21 protein-coding genes and 1 tRNA gene are annotated in these 20,943 nt (G+C 30.2%); 18 read left to right on the plus strand and 4 right to left on the minus strand.

The features are described 5' to 3' along the window. The first annotated feature begins 18 nt into the window (after nt 1-18). The 16 genes from Bccel_RS01225 (at nt 19) to Bccel_RS01300 (ending at nt 13,600) form a co-directional block, all read left to right on the plus strand. Nucleotides 19-2,019: a tape measure protein gene (locus Bccel_RS01225; RefSeq protein WP_050752967.1), complete on the plus strand. Its 2,001-nt coding sequence runs from the start codon at nt 19-21 to the stop codon at nt 2,017-2,019. Further along, nucleotides 2,019-2,732, plus strand: a complete 714-nt coding sequence (locus Bccel_RS01230; RefSeq protein WP_050752968.1) for a LysM peptidoglycan-binding domain-containing protein — start codon at nt 2,019-2,021, stop codon at nt 2,730-2,732. The genes Bccel_RS01225 and Bccel_RS01230 overlap by 1 nt, the downstream gene beginning before the upstream one ends. Further along, nucleotides 2,725-3,696 carry an XkdQ/YqbQ family protein gene (locus Bccel_RS01235; protein WP_036946129.1) on the plus strand — a complete coding sequence of 324 codons (972 nt, stop codon included), beginning with the start codon at nt 2,725-2,727 and terminating at the stop codon, nt 3,694-3,696. Before Bccel_RS01230 ends, Bccel_RS01235 begins: the two co-directional genes overlap by 8 nt. A gap of 16 nt (nt 3,697-3,712) precedes the next feature. Then, nucleotides 3,713-4,003 (plus strand): DUF2577 family protein, encoded by a 291-nt coding sequence (locus Bccel_RS01240; RefSeq protein WP_050752969.1) that lies wholly within the window; start codon nt 3,713-3,715, stop codon nt 4,001-4,003. Nucleotides 4,004-4,005: 2 nt separating this feature from the next. After that, nucleotides 4,006-4,419, plus strand: coding sequence for a DUF2634 domain-containing protein (locus Bccel_RS01245; protein ID WP_036946131.1), 414 nt, complete (start codon nt 4,006-4,008; stop codon nt 4,417-4,419). Further along, nucleotides 4,412-5,488, plus strand: a complete 1,077-nt coding sequence (locus Bccel_RS01250; protein ID WP_036946134.1) for a baseplate J/gp47 family protein — start codon at nt 4,412-4,414, stop codon at nt 5,486-5,488. Before Bccel_RS01245 ends, Bccel_RS01250 begins: the two co-directional genes overlap by 8 nt. Nucleotides 5,489-5,500: 12 nt before the next feature. Then, nucleotides 5,501-6,073, plus strand: a complete 573-nt coding sequence (locus Bccel_RS01255; RefSeq protein ID WP_036946136.1) for a putative phage tail protein — start codon at nt 5,501-5,503, stop codon at nt 6,071-6,073. After that, nucleotides 6,066-6,638: a hypothetical protein gene (locus Bccel_RS01260; RefSeq protein ID WP_036946138.1), complete on the plus strand. Its 573-nt coding sequence runs from the start codon at nt 6,066-6,068 to the stop codon at nt 6,636-6,638. The genes Bccel_RS01255 and Bccel_RS01260 overlap by 8 nt, the downstream gene beginning before the upstream one ends. Before the next feature lie 49 nt (nt 6,639-6,687). Continuing rightward, nucleotides 6,688-7,119, plus strand: coding sequence for a phage holin family protein (locus Bccel_RS01265; protein ID WP_036946140.1), 432 nt, complete (start codon nt 6,688-6,690; stop codon nt 7,117-7,119). Then, nucleotides 7,112-7,753, plus strand: a complete 642-nt coding sequence (locus tag Bccel_RS01270) for a C40 family peptidase (protein WP_050752970.1) — start codon at nt 7,112-7,114, stop codon at nt 7,751-7,753. The genes Bccel_RS01265 and Bccel_RS01270 overlap by 8 nt, the downstream gene beginning before the upstream one ends. 286 nt (nt 7,754-8,039) lie before the next feature. Further along, the gene (locus tag Bccel_RS01275) at nt 8,040-8,555 is read left to right on the plus strand and encodes a type II toxin-antitoxin system PemK/MazF family toxin (RefSeq protein WP_036946142.1); all 516 of its coding nucleotides are present in this window, start codon (nt 8,040-8,042) and stop codon (nt 8,553-8,555) included. Nucleotides 8,556-8,975: 420 nt separating this feature from the next. Next, a complete protein-coding gene (locus tag Bccel_RS28525) occupies nt 8,976-10,520 on the plus strand; it encodes a phosphodiester glycosidase family protein (protein WP_081927308.1) in 1,545 nt (514 codons plus the stop codon). A gap of 215 nt (nt 10,521-10,735) precedes the next feature. Then, a complete protein-coding gene (locus Bccel_RS01285) occupies nt 10,736-11,746 on the plus strand; it encodes a transposase (RefSeq protein ID WP_050752971.1) in 1,011 nt (336 codons plus the stop codon). Beyond that, entirely contained in the window at nt 11,743-12,024 is a 282-nt protein-coding gene (locus Bccel_RS31135; RefSeq protein WP_050752972.1) for a hypothetical protein, read from the plus strand. The genes Bccel_RS01285 and Bccel_RS31135 overlap by 4 nt, the downstream gene beginning before the upstream one ends. Before the next feature lie 299 nt (nt 12,025-12,323). Beyond that, on the plus strand, nt 12,324-12,539 hold the full coding sequence (locus Bccel_RS01295) for a helix-turn-helix domain-containing protein (RefSeq protein ID WP_036946144.1): 216 nt from the start codon (nt 12,324-12,326) through the stop codon (nt 12,537-12,539). A 5-nt stretch (nt 12,540-12,544) separates the two neighbouring features. After that, nucleotides 12,545-13,600: a tyrosine-type recombinase/integrase gene (locus tag Bccel_RS01300; protein ID WP_050752973.1), complete on the plus strand. Its 1,056-nt coding sequence runs from the start codon at nt 12,545-12,547 to the stop codon at nt 13,598-13,600. A gap of 285 nt (nt 13,601-13,885) precedes the next feature. Here Bccel_RS01300 and Bccel_RS01305 read toward each other — a convergent pair. Beyond that, nucleotides 13,886-13,958: transfer RNA gene (locus tag Bccel_RS01305), tRNA-Lys, on the minus strand. 218 nt (nt 13,959-14,176) lie between these two features. Between Bccel_RS01305 and Bccel_RS01310 the strand changes: the two genes are divergently transcribed. Together Bccel_RS01310 and Bccel_RS01315 are read left to right on the plus strand one after the other, a co-directional pair. Beyond that, the gene (locus tag Bccel_RS01310) at nt 14,177-15,637 is read left to right on the plus strand and encodes a hypothetical protein (RefSeq protein WP_036946150.1); all 1,461 of its coding nucleotides are present in this window, start codon (nt 14,177-14,179) and stop codon (nt 15,635-15,637) included. A 209-nt stretch (nt 15,638-15,846) separates the two neighbouring features. Beyond that, the gene (locus tag Bccel_RS01315; protein ID WP_160317676.1) at nt 15,847-16,602 is read left to right on the plus strand and encodes a DUF4163 domain-containing protein; all 756 of its coding nucleotides are present in this window, start codon (nt 15,847-15,849) and stop codon (nt 16,600-16,602) included. A gap of 101 nt (nt 16,603-16,703) precedes the next feature. Here Bccel_RS01315 and Bccel_RS01320 read toward each other — a convergent pair whose 3' ends face one another. The 3 genes from Bccel_RS01320 to Bccel_RS01330 are packed head-to-tail and all read right to left on the minus strand — an operon-like array spanning nt 16,704 to nt 20,801. Further along, on the minus strand, nt 16,704-18,587 hold the full coding sequence (locus Bccel_RS01320) for an LTA synthase family protein (RefSeq protein ID WP_036946154.1): 1,884 nt from the start codon (nt 18,585-18,587) through the stop codon (nt 16,704-16,706). 34 nt (nt 18,588-18,621) lie between these two features. Beyond that, a complete protein-coding gene (locus Bccel_RS01325) occupies nt 18,622-19,365 on the minus strand; it encodes a type 1 glutamine amidotransferase (protein ID WP_036946156.1) in 744 nt (247 codons plus the stop codon). Between the two features lie 41 nt (nt 19,366-19,406). Continuing rightward, nucleotides 19,407-20,801 (minus strand): Mur ligase family protein, encoded by a 1,395-nt coding sequence (locus tag Bccel_RS01330; protein ID WP_036946157.1) that lies wholly within the window; start codon nt 20,799-20,801, stop codon nt 19,407-19,409. Nucleotides 20,802-20,943: the final 142 nt, after the last annotated feature.

Below are 20,943 nucleotides of genomic sequence, written 5' to 3' on the forward strand. Positions count from 1 at the left end.
ATAGTGGAGGTGTGAAGAATGTCAACGTATTCATCAACTCTAAGATTAAATGATCAATTTTCAAAACCTTTGCAATCAATTGTGAAAGCAATGCATATGACATTAAATGTAATGGAACAACTTAATTCTGCCTCTGCAAGAGATATAAGATTGAGTAACACAATTGCATCTGCAAGAGCAGAAGTAACTAGTGCAAATAGAGCAATACAGAGAATGACACAAAGTATAAACGATACTAATAATGGTATTAATCATACAACAGAAGCACAAAGAAGATATAATAGTGAAGCACAAAAATCAACAGGTATATTTTCTAATTTGAAAAATATTGTAAGTGGTTTGATTGGCTTATATGCTATTAAAAAATCTATGGAAACATTAGATAATTTATCAAATATAAGTGCAAGATTAAACTTAATAAATGATGGAAGTCAAACACTTGCCCAACTTCAAGATAAAATATATCGTGCTGCACAAGAATCTAGGGGAGAATATGCTTTAATGGCTTCAAGTGTTGGTAAACTTGGTATATTGGCTAAAGATGCATTTAAAACTAATGATGAAGCTATTTATTTTGTAGAACAGATGAATAAACAATTTAAAATTGGTGGTGCATCTATTCAGGAACAATCTTCAGCAATGTATCAGTTAACACAAGCTATGGCAGCAGGTAAATTACAAGGTGATGAATTTAGATCAATAATGGAAAATGCACCTTTGTTAGCTAAAGCAATTTCAAAAGAAATGAATGTGCCAATGGGTGACTTAAAGAAAATGGGTTCTGAAGGTAAAATTACAGCACAAATTATTAAAAATGCTATGATAAATTCAGCTAAAGAAACAGATGCCCAATTTAAGAAAATACCAATGACATTTGGAGATATAGGTAATTTAATTAAAAATAAATTTATGATTGGTTTAATTCCTATTCAGCAAAGTATAACAAATTTATTTAATTCAGAAGGTGGTATGGCTTTTGTTAATGCTTTGGCAAGTGGTTTAAAAATAGTTGTAATGGTTCTTAGTGGATTGTTAAATTTAATTGTATCAATAGGAACATTCTTTCAGCAAAATTGGAATATAATTCAGCCTATTTTGATAGGTATTGGATCAGCATTTTTATTATGGGGAGTAACACAAATTCCAATGTTAATTACTAAGCTATGGTTAATGGTAACTCCTATATTAGCACAAGCAGCAGCATGGGCAGCAGTAAATTGGCCTATATTATTAATTGGTGCTGCAATAGGATTATTATTATTTACGATAATAAAGTTTGGTAATATTGTTGTAAAAGTTGTTGGTGTAGTTGGTGGAATATTTGGTACATTATTTGCATTTTTATTTAATAATTTTGCATATTTCGCCAATATAGCTTTATCTGTAGCAGAATTTTTCATTAATGTTTGGAAAGATCCTATTTATACAGTAAAGAAATTGTTCTTTGATTTGGCTATAAATGCATTAAGTTTTTTAACTAATATAGCAAAAGGTATTGAAAATATAATCAATAAAATTCCAGGCTTAAATGTCAATATGACAGGTGGAATGACAGGGTTATTAGACAAACTTAAAACTGAAAGAGATAATCTAAAAAGTGATAAAGATGTTGTTAAACTTACTAGATTAAATCAAGTTAGTTATGGAGATGCATTTAATAAAGGTCAACAAATTGGTGAAAAAGTAGGACAGTTTGCAGTAAATGGTGTTCAAAATATTGCAGGTGCTATAGGAGATAAATTTAATAAATTAATTGATAATCAAGATGACTTATTTGGAAAAGGTAATTCACAAATAGGAAGTATTAAAAGTGATGTTAAAATTAATGCAGAAGATATTAAGCTTTTGCGTGATGTAGCTGAAAGAGAAGCTATTAACAAGATTTCAACTTTAGCACCAAATATAACTGTTAAATTTGGTGATGTTCGTGAAACAGCAGATGTAAACGTTGTTGCTAATAGAATAAAAGAAATGTTAGAACAGCAAATTGCATTATCAGCAGAGGGGGCGTATAGATAATGATAGAAGAATATGGTATATTTTTTGATTTTGAGGGTGAAACTATACGTCTTCCTCAAAATCCTTCTGAATTTCAAATAAAAGTAAAAAGTTCAAATAAAACATATGAATTAGTTAAATTAGGTGAAATATCTGTAATTAAAGATATACCTTTAAGAGAAATAAGTTTTAAAAGTACTTTACCTAATAATAAAGATTATCCATGGGTATTAACCAAAAATCTATTTAAATATCCAATATTTTATTTGGTAAAATTTAGACAATATAAGGAAAGTAAAAAACCTGTTAGGCTTGTAGTAACAAGAAAAACATATGAAGGTATTTCAGATGTTCAGACAAATATACTTGTTACAATAGAAGATTATACTGCTACGGAAGTTGCAGGTTCTTTAGGAGATTGGGATTATTCATTAAATTTAAAAGAGTATCGTGAATATGGTACTAAAAAATTAAGTTTTCAAAAATCTACATCTACAAGTACTTCAAAAGTTGTAAATGTACAATCTAATAGACCAATTACTAAAAATATACCTAAAACATATACAGTCAAAACAGGTGATACATTATGGTTAATAGCGAAAAATCAATTAAATGATGGCTCTAAGTATATTAATTTATATAATTTAAATAAAACGGAAATAGATAAAAAGAATAAAAATACATCAAATTCAAAATATACTGTATATGTTGGGCAGGTGTTAAAACTTGGATAATATAGAATTATTAATACAAGATAATACCAATAGTGATATATATGATATTTCGGATATAGTAGAAGGTACAATTACTTGGAGTACAGAAAGATTAGGAGAAGCAAGTAATCTTGAATTTAGTATTATTCCAAATGGAGAACTATCATTTTATGAAGGTTCAATTGTTAGATTTAAATACCATGGGAATAACATATTTTATGGATTTGTTTTTTCTAAAAGTAGAAATAAAGATAATGTAATAAAAGTTGTAGCTTGTGATCAATTAAGATATCTAAAAAATAAAGAAACATATGTATTTCAAAACAAAAAAGCAAGTGAAGTTTTAATTAAAATTGCTAATGATTGGGAATTGAAAACAGGTAATATAGATGATACAGGTTATGTAATTCCTTCTATGGTAGAAGATAATCAATCCTTATTAGATATCATATATAAAGCAAATGATTTAACATTATTATCTACGAAAAAATTATATGTTTTATTTGATAATTTTGGAAAGCTGGATTTAAGAAATGTTGAAAATCTTAAAACAGATTTAATTATAGATGGTCAAACAAATTTAATTGATTTTGATTATTCAAGTTCAATTAATGATACATATAATCAGATTAAACTTGTGAAAAAAGATAAATCTGGTGGTAGTAGAGAGGTTTATATTGTTAAGGATAGTAGCACTATAGCAAAATGGGGTAAGTTACAATATTATGAAAATGTAGATGATAGTTTAAATGAAGCACAAATTATTGAAAGAGCAAATAAATCATTGGCTTTATATAATAGAGTTAATAGAAAATTATCAATCCCTGTTATTGGAGATGTTAGAGCTAGAGCAGGTTTTTCTATTTTTATAAACAATTTAAATTTAGGTGACATTATTTTAAATCAATTCATGCTTATAGAAAAAGCAACTCATTCATTCTCAAACAATGACTATACTATGGATTTAGAATTAAGGGTTATTTAAGGATGGTGGTGATTAAATGTTTTTACCAGAAATACAATTGTCAATAAAAAATTATTTGGAAACTATAAAATTAACAGATTATGTATATGGCGAAATTACAAGTCTTTCACCATTAAGGATTAAAATAGACCAAAAATTAGAATTACCTGATAGTGTTATTATTCTTACATCTAATGTAATTGAAAAGAAAATTATAGTAGGTGTTGAAGAGATTACAATAAATGAAGGTTTACAAATTAATGATAAAGTTATTTTGTTGCGAGTAGAAAAAGGACAAAAATTTATTGTATTGTCAAAGGTGGTGTAATTATGGCATTAATACCTAGTAGCGAAATTAATATTGGAGAAGACATAGAAGTAGTTAGCCAACCTACTTTAACATATTATTGGGATACTGCAAATAAAAGAATAATTGGTTATGTTGATGGAAAGCAAGCTATGAAGCAAGCAATATATAAAATAATTCAAACAGAAAGATTCCAGTATGCAATTTATGATTGGAACTATGGGATTGAATTAGATGGGTTAATGGGTAAAGACCCTTTGTTTGTTTCAGCAGAATTAGAAAGAGTATTTACAGAAGCTTTAACAGCAGATGATAGAATAATATCATTATCAGATTTTAATATAAATGAATCAGAATCAAGCATATTTGTTGTATCTTTTACTGCGAATACAACTGAAGGTGATATTACTATAGAGGGAGTGGTTGTAAATGTTTGAGGGGAAATCATATGAAGTAATATTAGCTAATATGCTTGCTAGAGTACCTAATACAATAGATAAAAGACAAGGAAGTATAATATATGATGCACTTGCACCAGCAGCAGCAGAATTAGCACAGTCTTACATAGATTTAGATACAATTTTAAATAGTGCTTTTGCAGATACAGCAGAAAATACAGATTTAGACAAAAAGTGTTCTGAAATTGGGCTGGTAAGGATTCCAGCCAGTAAAACTATTCAAAAGGGTATTTTTACAGGTTCAGGTGGAGTAGCATTAGATATTGAAATTGGAAGTAGATTTACAGTAGTAAATTCAAATGTAAATTTTATAGCTATAGAAAAAATAGCAAATGGACAATATAAAATGCAATGTGAAACAGCAGGCTCTATAGGAAATACTGTAACAGGTCAAATGATTCCAATTTCATATATTGAAGGATTACAAACAGCAAATCTTACTGAGATATTAATATTAGGTGAAGATATAGAAGATGATGATAGTTTAAGACAAAGATATTTTACTAAGGTAAAAAATATTGAAAAAGATGGAAATGTTGCTCAATATATAGAATGGGCAAATGAATATGCTGGAATTGGTAAAGCTAAAGTTTTTCCATTATGGGATGGAAATAATACAGTAAAAGTATCTATTTTAAATTCAAACAATGATATTGCATCTACAGAATTAATTAATTCATTTCAACAATATTTAGACCCAAACAGTCAAGGACTTGGCGAAGGTGCAGCACCTATTGGAGCAATCGTAACAGTAACAACAGCAACTTACAAAAATATTAGTGTGAATGCTACTGTTAATGTTGCTGAAGGTTATACATTAACACAAGCTCAACTTGCTACACAATTAGCAATAGAAAACTATTTTAGAAATGAAATTTCTTATGAAAAAAATATGGTTAGTTATTTTACTATTGGTACAGTATTGACAAATTTAAATGAAATAGAAAGTATCATTTCTTTAACTTTAAATGGTGGAAATTCAGATATAACATTATTAACAGAAGAAATACCAAATTTAAACAATTTAGTATTAACTGAATCTACATAAGGGGTGATTTACTTGTCAGTTCAATATGAAAAAATGAAAAAATATTTACCTAATGAATTTAATGAAATTTTGGAGATTGATTCCATATTACAAGCAGAATCACTAGAATTTGAAGATATTAATAATAGTAAACAAGATATCAAAAATGAAATGTTTATTGATTCTGCAACAGATTATGGGTTGAATAGATGGGAAAAAAATATTCTCAAAATTAGTCCTAAAAGTGGTGCAACATTAAATGATAGACGAGGAACTATAAAAAGCTATTTAATAGGTTTAAATAAATTAAATGCTACTCGTATCCAAGAATTAGCACAAGCTTTTAATTATGGAAGAATTAATGTTGAACTATTAGATTCAAAATTGATTATTACATTTTTGGATTACTATTCTCCACCTTCAGAGTATAGCAATTTTTATAATTATATTATTACAAGAAAACCTGCACATTTAGGATTGGATATACAGTTTAAAACAATTGATTGGAATAGTGTGGAATATTTGAATTTAACATGGAATCAAATCGAAAATTTAAATTTAACATGGACTGAAATAGAAGAAGGGAGTTGGACAAATAATGTCTAGTTTAACAACAAATTTAGGATTAATAAAGCCTGATGGCACTGATTTATTTTTTAAAAGGGAAGATTATAATAGTAATTTAGATATAATTGATGAAGCTATAAATAATATAACTACTTTACCAAATGTAAGATTAAAGGCCATTGGAACAACTGTACTTATACCTTATAATAGTGGCCTAGGATTATATGTGCCATGGACTGGAACAGATTATGATACACATGGAATGTTTAACATATCTCAACCTGATAGGCTTACATGTAAGGTTGCAGGTAAATATAGAATAAGTGCTAGTACCAATATAGACATAGCAGTTACAAACAGTAGCTATAGGATAAAAACACAGTTAATTTTGACTAGAGGTACAAACGATATATCATTAAATGTTGATTATGACCCTGAATTTAACTCTTCACTATATCAAAATGTGTCAACAAGTGTTCAGATGAATGTAAACGACATCATCAGGGTCAGGGTTAGCCCTGAAAGAGATTACAATGGCTTTATGTTATTTAGGGGGACGAATAACACAATGTCTTTTTGTGCTGAATGTTTTGAATTGATTTAGTTATTTATTATGGAAAAATTAACATTAGTGTAGAAAGAGGTTTAAATATATGAAAGACAATAATTTAATAAATGTAATTATAGGAGCAATAGGTGGTCTTGGATCATACTTATGTGGCTTAAATTGGGAAGTAATTATAATTTGGATAGTACTAATGATTTTGGATATTTTAACAGGCTTGATAAAGAGTAGCAAGAAAGGCAATTTTACAAGCAAAGAAATGAAAGCAGGACTCTTCAAGAAGGTTGGAGAGTTCTTTTTAATGTTTGCCTTAATACTTGGTCAAAGAGTTGCTATGATAAATGGAATCAATGTACCCGTAGGAAGTATTTTTGTGGGTTGCTTCTGCATTAAGGAGCTTGGTTCAATTATAGAAAATAGTATACAAATGGATATTCAAATACCAGAAGTTGTTTCAAAGTGGTTTAAAGTAGCTAAAGACCAGATTGAAAACTCTAAGGATGGTGATAAGAATGGCTAAACTGAAGGAATTTATTGATATAGCAAATACAAAATTAGGTTGTGGATATGCTTGGGGTGGAATCTTCGATAAAATATTGACCAAAGAGGAATTACAAAGATTAGTTAATGTATTTGGTAAAGAACATTACTATTTTAATGGTTATTCAGTTGAAAAACACTTAGGAAAATACAGTGGAGATTGTTCAGACCTTATTCTTTACTCTCTTAGAAAACTTGGACTTATTAAACCTACAGAGGATTATACTGCTCAAGGAATATTCGACAAATTTTGCAGACCTGTTACAAAATCAGAATTAAAAGCAGGAGATTTGGTATTTACTAAAGGTACAAAAGAAATTGTACATATTGGAATATGCCTGGGTGCAAACAGGGTATTACATGCTCGTAGTACCTTCTATGGAGTCTGCAATACTCAGTTATTTGATTCTTTCAATGTATTTGGAAGATTGAAATTCTTTGAGAATGAAGCAGAAGTAATCAATCCAACAATCGAGGAATCAATAAACTTACTGATGGAAAAGACAGTTAACATAATAACTGATAAGCAAAAGTGGATTGATAAAGCAAGTAAAGACAAGGATGTTTATTGGTTGATAGTAAAGGCTGCAAGCAAATTCAAAAAAGTAATTTAAGGAGATGTTTTAATCAATATTCCAATGGACAAAATCAATGTTAAATCTAGACACTCCAATAATCAAAGATGATCAACACAGTATGACAGTAACATATGACTATACAATATTATAAATGTAAATAATTACAAAAATAAAATAAAATCCATATCTAATAACAAAGACAGCTAATAAGTTTAAGAAGTAACAAATAGATATTAACATATATTCTTCCAAAACTATTCACAATTCTACATAATATGGTATAATAGATCATATGTAAAAATACTTTAGTGAGGAATTGATAATGGAAGAATCTTTAAATAATGCAAAGAAATCATTAGATAAATTCTATGAGAAGTATTGCACAACAGATGATAATAAAAGAAAATTACTTGCTTGTGATTATTTAAAATGGATTACAATTAAAACAAAAATTATATATAATGAAAAAGATTTTAGAATACCTGAAAATATTCAAATAAAAAGAGGAATGGTTTTTTGGATTAATTTTGGATATAATATTGATGAAGAATTAGGTGGTAAACATCCAGGTTTAGTATTAAGAATCGGTGGGAAAACTGCAATAGTTATTCCTTTATCTACTCAAGAACCAACACAAGAACAACTTAAAAGTGGTACATATGTAGAGATTATGAAAGTTTATAATTTTAAAAATGTAAGACGTTGGGTAAATGTATTGAATACAATACCTATAAGTGTTCAAAGATTTGATTTTAATTCATCAATTGGGAATGTTAAAGGTACAGAATTAGATAATATTAATGCAGGTATGAAAAAATCAGGACTTTGGAAATTTTAAAAAAATAATTTAAAAAAGTATTGCAATAATATGTAAGTAAGTGTATAATCAAATTGTATGAACGTGAAGGAGCTTATGCTCAGAGAAGAACGTGAAGGAAGTCTGCTTATAATAAGCAGACTTCAGTTGTTGTATCAAAGTTATATTTTTTGCATATAATAAATTATGAAAGTGAAGAACCAATTTGGTTAGGAATGAAAGTGAAGATAGAAAGACCATCTCAAAAAGGTGGTCTTTTTCGTTGTTTATTTTTTAAGATTTAAGTTAAAACAAGTATTTTATGTAAAATGTAGCCTTACAGACTGTAGGTGTTTAAGACTTAAAAAATCTTGAACCTTATGATTTTGTAAGGCTATAAGTAATTTAGTAAGAAATATAAGTAAGTAATTAGTAATATAAAATTTTAGAGGTGATTTTAATATGCAAGTAAATAAACAATTTATACTAATGAATAGAGATGAGTTTAAAAATTGGTTATTTAAGCAAACATTTAATAGAAAAATATCAATAATTCAGCAACATCATACATATGAACCTAGTTATAATGATTTTAATGGTAAGAATCATTTTGAATTAGCAATAGGAATGGATAATTATCATGAGGATAATTTAAACTATAATGATATTGCACAGAATATAACAATATTTCCTGATGGTATGATAATGATATGTAGACCATTTGATACTGTACCAGCAGGAATTTTAGGAGCTAATCAAAATGCATTATGTATAGAAAATATAGGTAACTTTGACATAAATAAAGACATTATGACAATGGAACAAAAAGAGTCAATTATATTTGTTACAGCTACATTATGCTTAAAATTTAATATAGTTCCTTCTATTGATACTATTACTTATCATCATTGGTGGGATCTTTCAAGTGGAAAAAGAATATTAGATAAATCAGGTAATACTAAAACTTGTCCAGGAACTAATTTCTTTGGAGGAAACACAACTATTTCTGCAAAAACTAATTTTATCCCTTTGGTTTTAAATAAAATAGGAGATGATAATATAATGATTAATAATATAAATTCAAAATCTCTAATTGGATACAGAAAAATAAGAATGTATGATTCAGATGTTCATGTTTATGAAACAAATAAAGATGAGGATGTAGATGTTACATTGGGTCAAGCTGGAAAACTAGAACAGTTAAGTAATATAACTGATCCTAATAAATATATAGTAGCTAAAACTAATGGAGGATTTTTTAATCTTAATGGAAGTTGTGAGCATTTGGGAACATTCGTTGATGAGGGTAAATACTACACTCCTAGCAATCCTATATTTATAGATTTTATATATTACAAAGATGGTCATACTGAAGTAAAATTTTTGAAAGATATTAATGAAGTTGCCTATGTCCAAGGGAATTCTAAATGGACAATAGGAACAAGTTGGTCGTTAGTAATCAATGGAGAAATTAATATAATTAATGCAGATAAAATTGACCATAGCTGCCAAAAACATCCAAGAACATTATTAGGACAGAAAAAAGATGGTACATTTATATTAGTTGTAGTGCAAGGAAGAACATCAAATAGTTTAGGTGTAAATGCACAACAATCAGCAGATATAATGTATAAATTAGGTTGCTATAATGCAGTAAATCTTGATGGTGGTGGTTCTTCAGAAATGATAGTAAGTGATCAGATAAAGAACATACCTACTGATGGAACTGAGAGAAAAATTGGGTCAGCTATTCTAGTTTATAACAAAAATAAAAAGGTTGATAATACTATTTATAAAATAACACCTACCATTAAAAAAGGCAATAAAGGAGATAATGTAGTTAATTTGCAAAAGAGTCTTAATAAATTGGGTTATAGCTTAGTGACAGATGGAGATTTTGGAAATAAAACTGATATGGCAGTTCGTGATTTTCAAAAGAGAAAAGGATTAGTTGTTGATGGCGTTGTAGGATCAAATACAATAAATACAATTTTAAAATGTTTATAAATTTTAAGGAGATGTTACATAATGCAAAATAAAATTAAATCAAAAGCTTTATGGATAGCAATAGCAGCTTTTATATCATTTACTCAACTTTCCCACTTGAAAAAGTGAACTGAACCTTGAAAAATTAACACAGAAAGCACAAAAAAATATAAAGAACCGTGCCTTTTTTGATATAATAAATCTGCGAAAAAACCATATCGAAAGGACGATTCTTTATGAGAAATATTATACCAGAACAAGTGATAGATGATAATACAATTTCAACAAAAGTTGATTGCTTTTTTAAAATCAATAAAATTTATAAAGCACTGAGCAAATGTGGATTCTACAAGGAAAAAGGCTTCTCTTGTATTCAAATTTGCAAATCGCTTTTTAGTCTTGTCTTCCAGGGCAAAAACCTTTATAGAGTTCTTACAATGGAAACTGGGCAGGTAGACTTCAAGAAAAATACTGCGTATAGATTTCTTAACAACCCAAGCTACAATTGGCGAAAGCTTCTTTTAATTCTGGTGACTCAGATCATCTATACCATAAACAAGCTAACCTCTGAGGACAGAAAGAACGTAATCATAGTTGATGATACACTATTTGATCGTAACAGAAGTAAGTCTGTTGAACTTCTAGCAAGGGTCTTTGATCACACCACCCACAGGTTTGTTAAGGGTCTTAAAATGCTTACATTAGGTTGGTCAGATGGTAATACCTTTTTACCAGTAGCCTTCTCAATGTTAAGTTCACAAAGAAGTAAAAATAGACTATGTGACATTAACCAAAAGATAGTAAAGGGACTTCCTGCACAGTATATTCTTTTTGATAGCTGGTATGCTTTTCCGGCCACTATTGCAAGGATTATTGAGGATTTTAAGAAACATGTTGTTTGTATGCTTAAGAAAAGCTCAAGAATACACTTTTTCTATAATGGTCAATGGATGCCTCTTAAGGAGTTATACAAACAGTTACCTCAAAGTACTGATAAAAACATTAGAGGTGAACTAGTTGTTGGTATCAGGAGAAACAAAAAGTCTGACCCTATTAACGTTAAAATTGTATTTGTCAGTGACCGTCGTTCTGATGACTGGCTTGCTATATTATCAACAGATTTGGATATTCCTGCTGACGAAATCATAAGGCTATATGGCAAGAGATGGGATATTGAAGTGTTCTTTAAAATGTCCAAATCCAATCTAGCCCTAGCGAAAGAATTCCAAGGCAGTCCTATGATATGATGATTGCTCATACAACAATAGTATTCTTAAGATACATCATGCTTGCAGTTGAATCTAGAAACTCAAAAGACATGCGAACAGTAGAACTATTTTACTATGTTTGTGATGAGCTTACTGACATCAAATATGCAGAGGCTTTGTTATTACTACTGGAACTTCTTAAGAATCTTCTTTCTGGTGTCGCCTTACTTCCAGAAAAGCAAGTCAATGAAATAATGGACTTATTTATATCATCATTACCAAAGGTCTTTAAGCAGCGGTTAAAACTTTGTGCTTGATTTGTATTAATTTTTCAAGGTTCATACCCATATTTTAATGTGGGAAAGTTGAGTCATTTATATTAAAGACATATTTTAATATAGAAATACCTAAATTTGATATAGCTATAGATATGCTTTTAGGTATTCTTGTTATGTTTGGTATAATTAATGATTATAAATAAAGTAAGTTTATAAAAATAAAATAAACCTTAATTAGTGGCTAATGCCATCTTTAATCCATAAAGGAGTATTGCTAATATAGAATACTCCTTTTTTATTGCTAATATTACAAATTTAATGTACAATGGAGGTCTATTATGAACCTTGAAAATAAAATAACATCAGTTGATCAATTACCACTTTCCCTTACAGTTAGTGATATTTCACACATTTTAGGAATAAGTAAACAAAATGCATATAATTTGTGTCATTCAGAAAGTTTTCCATCAATACAAATAGGCAAAAGAATAATAATAACAAAACTTGCCTTTATTGAGTGGATGAAGAAACCAAAAAATAATATAGGAGTGTGAAATATATGGCTAAACGTGGAAATGGAGAAGGCAGTATATATAAACGCAAAGATGGTAAATGGATGGGTAGTTTAACAATTGGAAGAGATTCTTCAGGAAAAATTATAAGAAAAACTATTTATGGTAAAACAAGACAAGAAGTTTTAATTAAAATGGATACAATTAAACATGATATCAAAACATCTAATTATGTTGAACCTGATAAAATAACAGTTGAAGAATGGTTATTATATTGGCTTAAAAGCTATAAAAAGAATAAATTAAAGCCAAGAACCTATGATTCATATGAATCTTTATCTAACATAAACATAATACCATATATAGGTCAAATTAAGCTTCAAAAACTAAAAACAAAAGATATTCAAGATACTTATAATAAAAGATATGAAGAAGGATTATCAGCAAGTACCATAAGTAAAATCAATATTGTTTTAAAATCAGCTTTAAAAAAGGCAATTACAGAGAATTACATTGTGAAAAATCCAGCAGATTTTGTTGAATTACCAAATATAGAAAAGAAAGATATTAAAGCGTTTACATTAGAAGAACAAAATATTTTTGAGAAAGTAGCAAAAGATTATAGTTTATTTCCTGCATTTATAGTAAATCTTGATACAGGCTTAAGGAAATCAGAAATACTTGCCTTAACATGGAATGATATTGATTTTGATAAAGGTGAAATATCAGTTAACAAAAATCTTGTAGTAGTAAAAGATAGAGATCGAGAAAAAGGAATTAAAACATTAATACAACAAAATAATGGAAAGACCAAAAACAGTGTTAGAATCATTCCATTAACTAAAAGATGTATTAATATATTAAAACAACTAAAAGTAAAACAACAATCATTAAGTAATATCGTATTTTGTTCTAAAGTAGGAACACATGTATCACCAAGAAATTACTCAAGAGCATTTCAAAAAGTATTAAAGAAAGCAAATATTGATATGTGCAATGTTCATACTATGAGACATACTTTTGCTACAAGATTATTTGAAGCAGGTGCAGCAGCAAAACAATATCACAATTACTTGGTCATTCAAGTGTATCATTTACATTAGATACTTATACACATATTTTACCTTCAACTAAAAAACAGGCAATTGATTTATTAGAATCATGTAGCAATAATAATTAAATTTATTATCTGAAGCTTAGTATTAATAATACTTTCAAGGTCATAATGTAGTACTACAATAAATACTACAACTACGATAATTTTAAACGATTTTATAAGAGATTAGAAGGGAAATAACACCATGATTTTCCATATTATTATTTGTTATATAAAACAAAAAAACTATCGAAATCAGCCAATTTCAATAGTTTCAAACTTAAATACCTAATGCACCATCAGGGATTCGAACCCGGGACACCCTGATTAAGAGTCAGGTGCTCTACCAACTGAGCTAATGGTGCGTGTCTTGTGTTCAACGACCTTTATTAATATAGCAGATATTATTATTAAATGCAAGAGTTTTTTTGAATTTTTTTAAAAATTTATGTTCACCTTATATTTTGCCTTGAATATTCCGATATTTAAAGAGGTTGATGTTATAGATGCCGAACTGAAAAGTTATTTATCAGTTCGGTACCTATAGTTTAATATTGGAGAAGCAAACAAGAAGGTGAAGATAATGGATGAACAAACAAATGCTGCACCACAGAAATCAATAATTGAAACTATATACATTGGTGTGTTATTTTTGCTCTCTTGCCTTATACTTTATGTACCAGCTATGCAAAATGATACGTACTGGCTTATCAACATAGGTAAGTACATGATTGAAAAGGGTTTACCCCATACAGAGAGTTTTACAATTCATGAAGACCTTGTGTTTAATGCACAGCAGTGGGTGACTGAAATTGTTTTTTACAAGATATATAGCTTATATGGTGATATTGGTATTCATATATTAGGCATTTTAATATACATCTTTATATCGATGTTAATATTTAAACTCGCAATGCTGCTAAGTGACAGTAATAAACTTGTCTCAATGGGGGTTTCTCTTTTCTCCTGTATATTTTTAAGCTTTTATATGGTTCCGAGACCGCAAATATTTTCTATACTGATTTTTATTCTAATTATATATGTACTTGAACTGCATATTAAAAGTAAAAAACAAATTTTTCTGTTTTTTATACCGATTCTTTCAGTATTACTGGTTAATATACATGCTGCAATGTGGATATTCCTATTTTTGATAATGGTTCCATATATAATTGACGGTATAGGTTTTAAGCTATTGATATTTAAAGGGCATGGCTATAGGATTATTCCTTTTATTGCAGTATTTCTGACTTCTTTTGCGGTGGGTTTTATTAACCCATACGGCATCAGGAACATGATTTATGTATTATATTCATATGGAAATAAAATGGTAAGCGACAGTATAAGTGAAATGCAATCACCGGATTTTAAAGGTATCCTTGGTATTATAATATTTGTGGTTCTACTTGTATTTGTACTGCTTCATATAATAGTCAGAGGTAAAACCAGGCTTAGATATGTGCTTTTGACAATTGGAACAATATATATGGGCCTATCGTCATTAAGAAGCTTTGCATTGTTTTTGGCATGCGGGCTTCCGTTTTTAGCCTATTATTTGAAGGATATCAGATTGTCTCCTGTAGAAGGTGTAAATAGCAGGCTAAAGCATATTATTTTAGCTGCAATTGTTGGGATACTCATAATTACAGTGGTCTTGAAAAAATATGATTATACCGACAGTATGAATGAATTCAGGCCTATTGGAGCTGTTGAATATATCAAGAAAAACGTCAGGACAAATGAAATGAGATTGTATAATGATTTTAATACAGGCGGGTACATTGAATTTGCAGGACTTAGAGCTTTTATAGATTCAAGGGCTGAAATATTTCTCAAGTCCTTTAATAAGAAGGATGATATAATTATAGATTTTTTTAACATGAGGAAGGGCAGTATGCATTATAGGAAGTTTATAGAAAAGTATAAATTTACTCATTTTCTCATGTCGAAAAATGATCCGCTGTATGTTTTATTAAGCGAAGATATGAGCTATAAAAAGTCTTATGAAGATAAAAGGTTCGTTGTATATGAAAAAATTTATTAAAGTAAATATTAATTCTCTAAAACTGGCTAGGTTTTAATATTTATTGTAAATTCTTAATTAATTGGTAACTATTTCTTAAAGATTCCATAAATTATACCAATATATATTATTATAAAATTGTAATATTAATATATAAACTAATGATATAGATACCGAACTGATATATAACTTTACAGTTCGGTATCTAACAATTAATAATGGGGAGAAAGATGATGAAAAAAATATTGGGTAAAACAAGGAAAATACTTTTAGGAATGGTGCTAGCAGTAAGTTTGGTAACAGGTACAGTATTTGCAAATACAATACAGAAGCAAATTACAGCCACTTCTGATCCTGACAAGAGCTATCAATTAGTAGAAGAAACTTACACAGATAAAAATGAGAAAATAAATGTGAAAATAAAATATCCACAAATTGTTAACCTAGGAGATGCTGTAAAACAAAAAAACATTAATCAAATAATAAAAGATGATGCTATAGCTCTGTATGAAGAAACACTCAACGAATTAGAGGATTCATCATCTTATGAAGCTGATGTAAGCTATGAAATAAAGCTGAAAAATGATAATATACTCAGCATAGCATATTCAAGCTATAACAACATTGTACCATCAGCACATCCATACTTTTTATTCCACACAACAAACATTGATCTTACAAACGGGAAAAAAATGACTTTAGCCGATATTGTACCCAAAATGAATGAAGATTTTGTAAAGGCTTTAAGAAATGCAAAATATGTTGGAATGTTTTCTAGCGATCCTCAGGCAGTAAAATATGCTATATCATATTCATTTGGTGAAATAAGTGATAGTGAACTTTTGAAATTGCTTTCGAATAAAGCAGCTAATATGGAAATCTATGGCTACCTGACGAAAGATGGAGTAGGAATAAGCGTACCTGTAGGGCATCCATTAGGAGACCATGCGGAGTTTGAAATAAGTAATAGTGAACTTCCAAAATAATAGCGTTATGATACCTGAATATTATCATTTTTACACATAAAATGAGGGAGCGAGACTGTCTTATAGCCTTACTCCCTCTAGTCTTTTAGTGGTTTAAAGTATTACTTCTTTACCGCTTTAAAAGCATTCTTTCTTATCATTAAATCCGACAGTTTTCCAAGATGCATTATTTTTTCAATCTCATTTTTATACTCATCTATGTTCAATGGGCTTCCGTCTTTTATATTGTATACTTTGCTTTCAGATGCATCATAGAGATATTTGTCTGTTACAACTGAATAATCCCTAAGAAGAGCAAAACCATCCTTTTTGTTGAACATGTCCTGACCCATTGCATATGGAAAATCAATATCCATTAAGTTTGCTATTGTAGGCAGCAAATCAACCTGAGCAGATGCAGTACTTATGGTTTGGCCTCCTTCTACACCAGGGATGTGTATGATAAGAGGAACTTTTTGAAGCCTCAGCCAGTTGAAGTTATTTGGCTCAACATTTTCAAGCTTGTAAAGATCGCTTGCCTGAGTCTTTGGCAATGCATAATGGTCACCATAGATTACTACAACCGTATTGTCATATAAGTTGCGTTTTTTTAGGTCTTCAATAAGCTTTCCGATGCAACTGTCAACATAATTTATAGCACCTAAATAGTTACCAAGTACTGTTTTCTCATATGGTTTTACATCAAGGTTGGTCTTTTCACCAAAATAATCATATGGGTGATGGCTTGACAGCGTTATGAGCATGCTGCAAAAAGGTTTTGTTGTATCAATTTTCTCCAGAGACTGTCTGAAAAAGGACTCATCGCTTAATGCATATCCGCCCCATCCTGCAAATTCATCCAGATTAAAGTCTTCATAGCTTATAAAATTCTGGATGCCAAGACTCTGGTACATGATAGACCTGTTCCAAAAGCTTGGATTGTAAGCATGGAAGGATGAGGTAGTGTAGCCTCTTTCTTTAAGTGCCTTCGGAAGTGTATTATATACGTTGGTTGGATACCTTAAAAATACTGCTCCCTCATTAATGGGGTACAGGGAAGTATTGGTAAGAAACTCAGCATCTGAGGTATTACCACCCTTGACCTGATAAAAGTAATTGTCGAAATAGAAGTTTTCCTTTGCCAGCTTGTTTAAGTTTGGTGTTACTTCTTTTCCGTTTATAGTTTTATTCATTGCAAAACCTTGAAGCGACTCTACCTGAACTATGAGTAGGTTCTTGCCCTTTGCAACTCCCTTGAATTTATCTCCTAATACCTGCTTGTTTTTGTAGAAGTCTTCCATTTGTTTCTTTTCTTCAGCAGTCATGGTTTTGCTTTGTAAAAGATCATCCTTCACAAAATGGAATATGTCATTGGCATGGAAATAGAGTATTCCCATATTCTTAATGACTTGGTTGTTATCAAATACTCCATTTTTAAGGTCCGATTTATTAAAGGATATAAACATTGCAGGTACAGATAAGACAAGAACCACTGCAAATATAATTAGTCTTTTTGCAAAGTTTGCTTTTAAATGAATTCTTTGTTTAAAAACAAACAGAAGGGCTATGAGGAATGGAAAATCAAGAAAGAGAAATATGTCTTTCTTGCTAAAAAGACTAACAACGCTTCCTTCAACGGAATCGAGAAATTTAAGTGCAAGAAGTACAGGAACTGTTATAGCAGTTGTATAGTATCGTATATATAATATATCAGCAACAAATAATATGGTAAGGACAACATCAACAATTATAAGTACACCGAAGGTTCTTTTGCCTGAAAGGAGAAAAACCAGGGAGAATATCAAAAAAATAGCGGCAATTGAAGATACCAGCATGGATAAATTGCTGGACCCTAAAACAGGCCTTCCATTAATATGTGTTATAAATTGAAAATAAATAAGTTTAAGAAAAATTCCGCCAAAAACTGCAAGCATTAGAATTACTTCCATAAAGGGTTTTTTAATTAAATTTTGTATTGTATTTGATTTAACACTGGGTACTTCCATTTAATTACCTCCTAAAAAGTATTAAGTTTTAAAATTATAGTATTCTTTTTATCATGGAATCATGGGCACGGGATTCAATGACATCGTCTAAAGGCTGCAGAGAAACAAAGTCCTTGTACTTTTGCTTTAGAGCAAGGGTCAGAAGGTGATCGGTAAATGCAGGGTTTTTAGGAAGTAAGCTTCCATGAGAATATGAGCAGTGGACATTTTTATATAAGGCACCCTCACAATCGTCTTCTCCATTATTTCCGTTTCCTCTAAGTACCCTTCCTAATGGTTTTACATCAACGCCAAGGTAGGTTCTGCCTGAGTGGTTTTCAAAGCCTATTACCTTTCCGTCACATGATTCGCTTTTTAAAAAATCGCATTCAAAGGCGATGTTGCCTATCATTCTCTTCTGACCTCCTATGGTCCATAGATCAAGAATTCCTAAAAATTCTATTTCCTTGCCGTCCCAGGTCTTGTAGTACTTGCCCAGAAGCTGGTATCCTCCGCAAATGCACAGAAATATCTTATCGTTCATGATGGCATTTTTAATCTCTCCGCCTTTTTTCTTTAAAAGATCATCTTGAATTATTGTTTGTTCGTAATCCTGGCCTCCTCCTAAAAAAATAATATCATAGTTTTCGGGAATAAAGTTGTCTCCGAGTGTTATGTTTGAAACGGTTATCTTTATTCCTCTCCACTCGGAACGCCTTTTTAATGCAATAATATTTCCCCTGTCCCCATAAAGGTTTAAGAGATCGGGGTATAGATGGCATATATTTAATTCATACATAAAAAGATGTTCCTTTCATTGGTTTTTATTATTTATTATAATTATTTCCAGAATTCCTTTAGACCGAACTTTTTTCTCAAGAACTTTCTCAGTTCTGTCATAGCCGTATAGGTTGGCAGAATATATAAGTTTTGGCCTTCAGGGGTATTCTGGAGAGCATTTTCTATGAGTTCTTTATAATCCTTGATTATACATATTTTATTTGTATATATCCCGGCATATTTGAGTCTGAGGGCCATATCCTCGGCACGTATGCCTGAAGCATATACATTGCCGATATTATGTTGGATTTTTTCAAGCTTTTCAAAGTCAACATCCCAAACCCAGGATATATCAGTACCATCTGCCAGATTATCATTGAGGAGAAAAGCAAGCTGCATTTGCTTGTCCTCTGTAAGCAGATAATTAAGTACCTGGTTAAAACCGGTGGGGTTTTTAACAAGTATCAGCCTTATCTTTTTACTTCCAACCTTGATGGTTTCCATTCTTCCAAATCCGCATTCAAACTTGCCCATAGCTTTTATTGTATTTTCAACAGGCAGGTTTAAAAGGCTTCCGCAGGCAGCTGCAGCAAGTGCATTGTATACATTATAAAGGCCTGGAAGATTTATACGGGCATCCAATATTTTGTTTTTATCATCGCTGTTTATGGAAAAATGCATATTGGAGTACTCTGCATTAAGCTCCAACACTTTAACACAATTTACAGATGAAGGAGGCCTTCTATATCCGCACTTGGGACATGAAAAGTCACCTAAATGACCATATATATGACTTTGGTATTCATATCTTGTCTGGCAGTATAAACAGAATGAAGCATCATTATTTATGTTTTCTTCTATACTGTCGCAGGCATTGTTGTTTACACCATAATAAACAACCTCTTTATTGGTTTCTTTACCTATGGATGCACAAAGAGAGTCGTCTGCATTTAAAACAAGTTTAGTTTTCTTATGCTTTGCAATACCGGCTTTAACTCCATTTAATGTGGTATAGAGCTCACCGTATCTATCCAGCTGATCTCTGAAAAAATTTGTAACGACCAGAATATCGGGCTCTACAAAATTACTTAATGACTTAAAAGCTGCCTCATCAATTTCCAGCAATGCATGAGAGCAAGGGAAGTTACCCTTTATATCGATAGCATCAAGAAAAGTAGTTGCAATTCCGCTGACAAGGTTTGCACCGGATTTGTTTGAAATAAACTCTATTTTGTTTTCATTAAGTATCTGGCTGATAATTCTTGATGTTGTGGTTTTACCATTTGTTCCGGTCACCATAATGATCTTAAAATTCTGGGTTATTTTTTTTATAAAATCCGGGTACAACTTTAGGGCGATTTTTCCGGGAAGAGTTGTCCCGCCACGCCTTAGAAGCCGTAACCCCTTTATTGTAACCTTTGATACAGCAATTGTTATAGAAAGTCTTAGATCCATGTCACTATCCCTTTTTATAGTATAGTAAGGTTGCAAAATCGCAAGTGATTTTGTTCATTAAATTATAACACAATAGTTTGATTATAACACAAAAAAATTATTGGTATTTATTACCTGATATTGAGAGGAAATAATTGAGTAA

The organism is Pseudobacteroides cellulosolvens ATCC 35603 = DSM 2933, assembly GCF_001262605.1.
Classification (GTDB): Bacteria; Bacillota; Clostridia; order Acetivibrionales; family DSM-2933; genus Pseudobacteroides; species Pseudobacteroides cellulosolvens.

Coding starts and splice junctions, on each gene's coding strand:
- Bccel_RS01225 (WP_050752967.1), top strand. CDS start 19: ATGTCAACGTATTCATCAACTCTAAGATTAAATGATCAATTTTCAAAA.
- Bccel_RS01230 (WP_050752968.1), top strand. CDS start 2,019: ATGATAGAAGAATATGGTATATTTTTTGATTTTGAGGGTGAAACTATA.
- Bccel_RS01240 (WP_050752969.1), top strand. CDS start 3,713: ATGTTTTTACCAGAAATACAATTGTCAATAAAAAATTATTTGGAAACT.
- Bccel_RS01245 (WP_036946131.1), top strand. CDS start 4,006: ATGGCATTAATACCTAGTAGCGAAATTAATATTGGAGAAGACATAGAA.
- Bccel_RS01250 (WP_036946134.1), top strand. CDS start 4,412: ATGTTTGAGGGGAAATCATATGAAGTAATATTAGCTAATATGCTTGCT.
- Bccel_RS01260 (WP_036946138.1), top strand. CDS start 6,066: ATGTCTAGTTTAACAACAAATTTAGGATTAATAAAGCCTGATGGCACT.
- Bccel_RS01265 (WP_036946140.1), top strand. CDS start 6,688: ATGAAAGACAATAATTTAATAAATGTAATTATAGGAGCAATAGGTGGT.
- Bccel_RS01270 (WP_050752970.1), top strand. CDS start 7,112: ATGGCTAAACTGAAGGAATTTATTGATATAGCAAATACAAAATTAGGT.
- Bccel_RS01275 (WP_036946142.1), top strand. CDS start 8,040: ATGGAAGAATCTTTAAATAATGCAAAGAAATCATTAGATAAATTCTAT.
- Bccel_RS28525 (WP_081927308.1), top strand. CDS start 8,976: ATGCAAGTAAATAAACAATTTATACTAATGAATAGAGATGAGTTTAAA.
- Bccel_RS01285 (WP_050752971.1), top strand. CDS start 10,736: ATGAGAAATATTATACCAGAACAAGTGATAGATGATAATACAATTTCA.
- Bccel_RS31135 (WP_050752972.1), top strand. CDS start 11,743: ATGATGATTGCTCATACAACAATAGTATTCTTAAGATACATCATGCTT.
- Bccel_RS01295 (WP_036946144.1), top strand. CDS start 12,324: ATGAACCTTGAAAATAAAATAACATCAGTTGATCAATTACCACTTTCC.
- Bccel_RS01300 (WP_050752973.1), top strand. CDS start 12,545: ATGGCTAAACGTGGAAATGGAGAAGGCAGTATATATAAACGCAAAGAT.
- Bccel_RS01310 (WP_036946150.1), top strand. CDS start 14,177: ATGGATGAACAAACAAATGCTGCACCACAGAAATCAATAATTGAAACT.
- Bccel_RS01315 (WP_160317676.1), top strand. CDS start 15,847: ATGATGAAAAAAATATTGGGTAAAACAAGGAAAATACTTTTAGGAATG.
- Bccel_RS01320 (WP_036946154.1), bottom strand. CDS start 18,587: ATGGAAGTACCCAGTGTTAAATCAAATACAATACAAAATTTAATTAAA.
- Bccel_RS01325 (WP_036946156.1), bottom strand. CDS start 19,365: ATGTATGAATTAAATATATGCCATCTATACCCCGATCTCTTAAACCTT.
- Bccel_RS01330 (WP_036946157.1), bottom strand. CDS start 20,801: ATGGATCTAAGACTTTCTATAACAATTGCTGTATCAAAGGTTACAATA.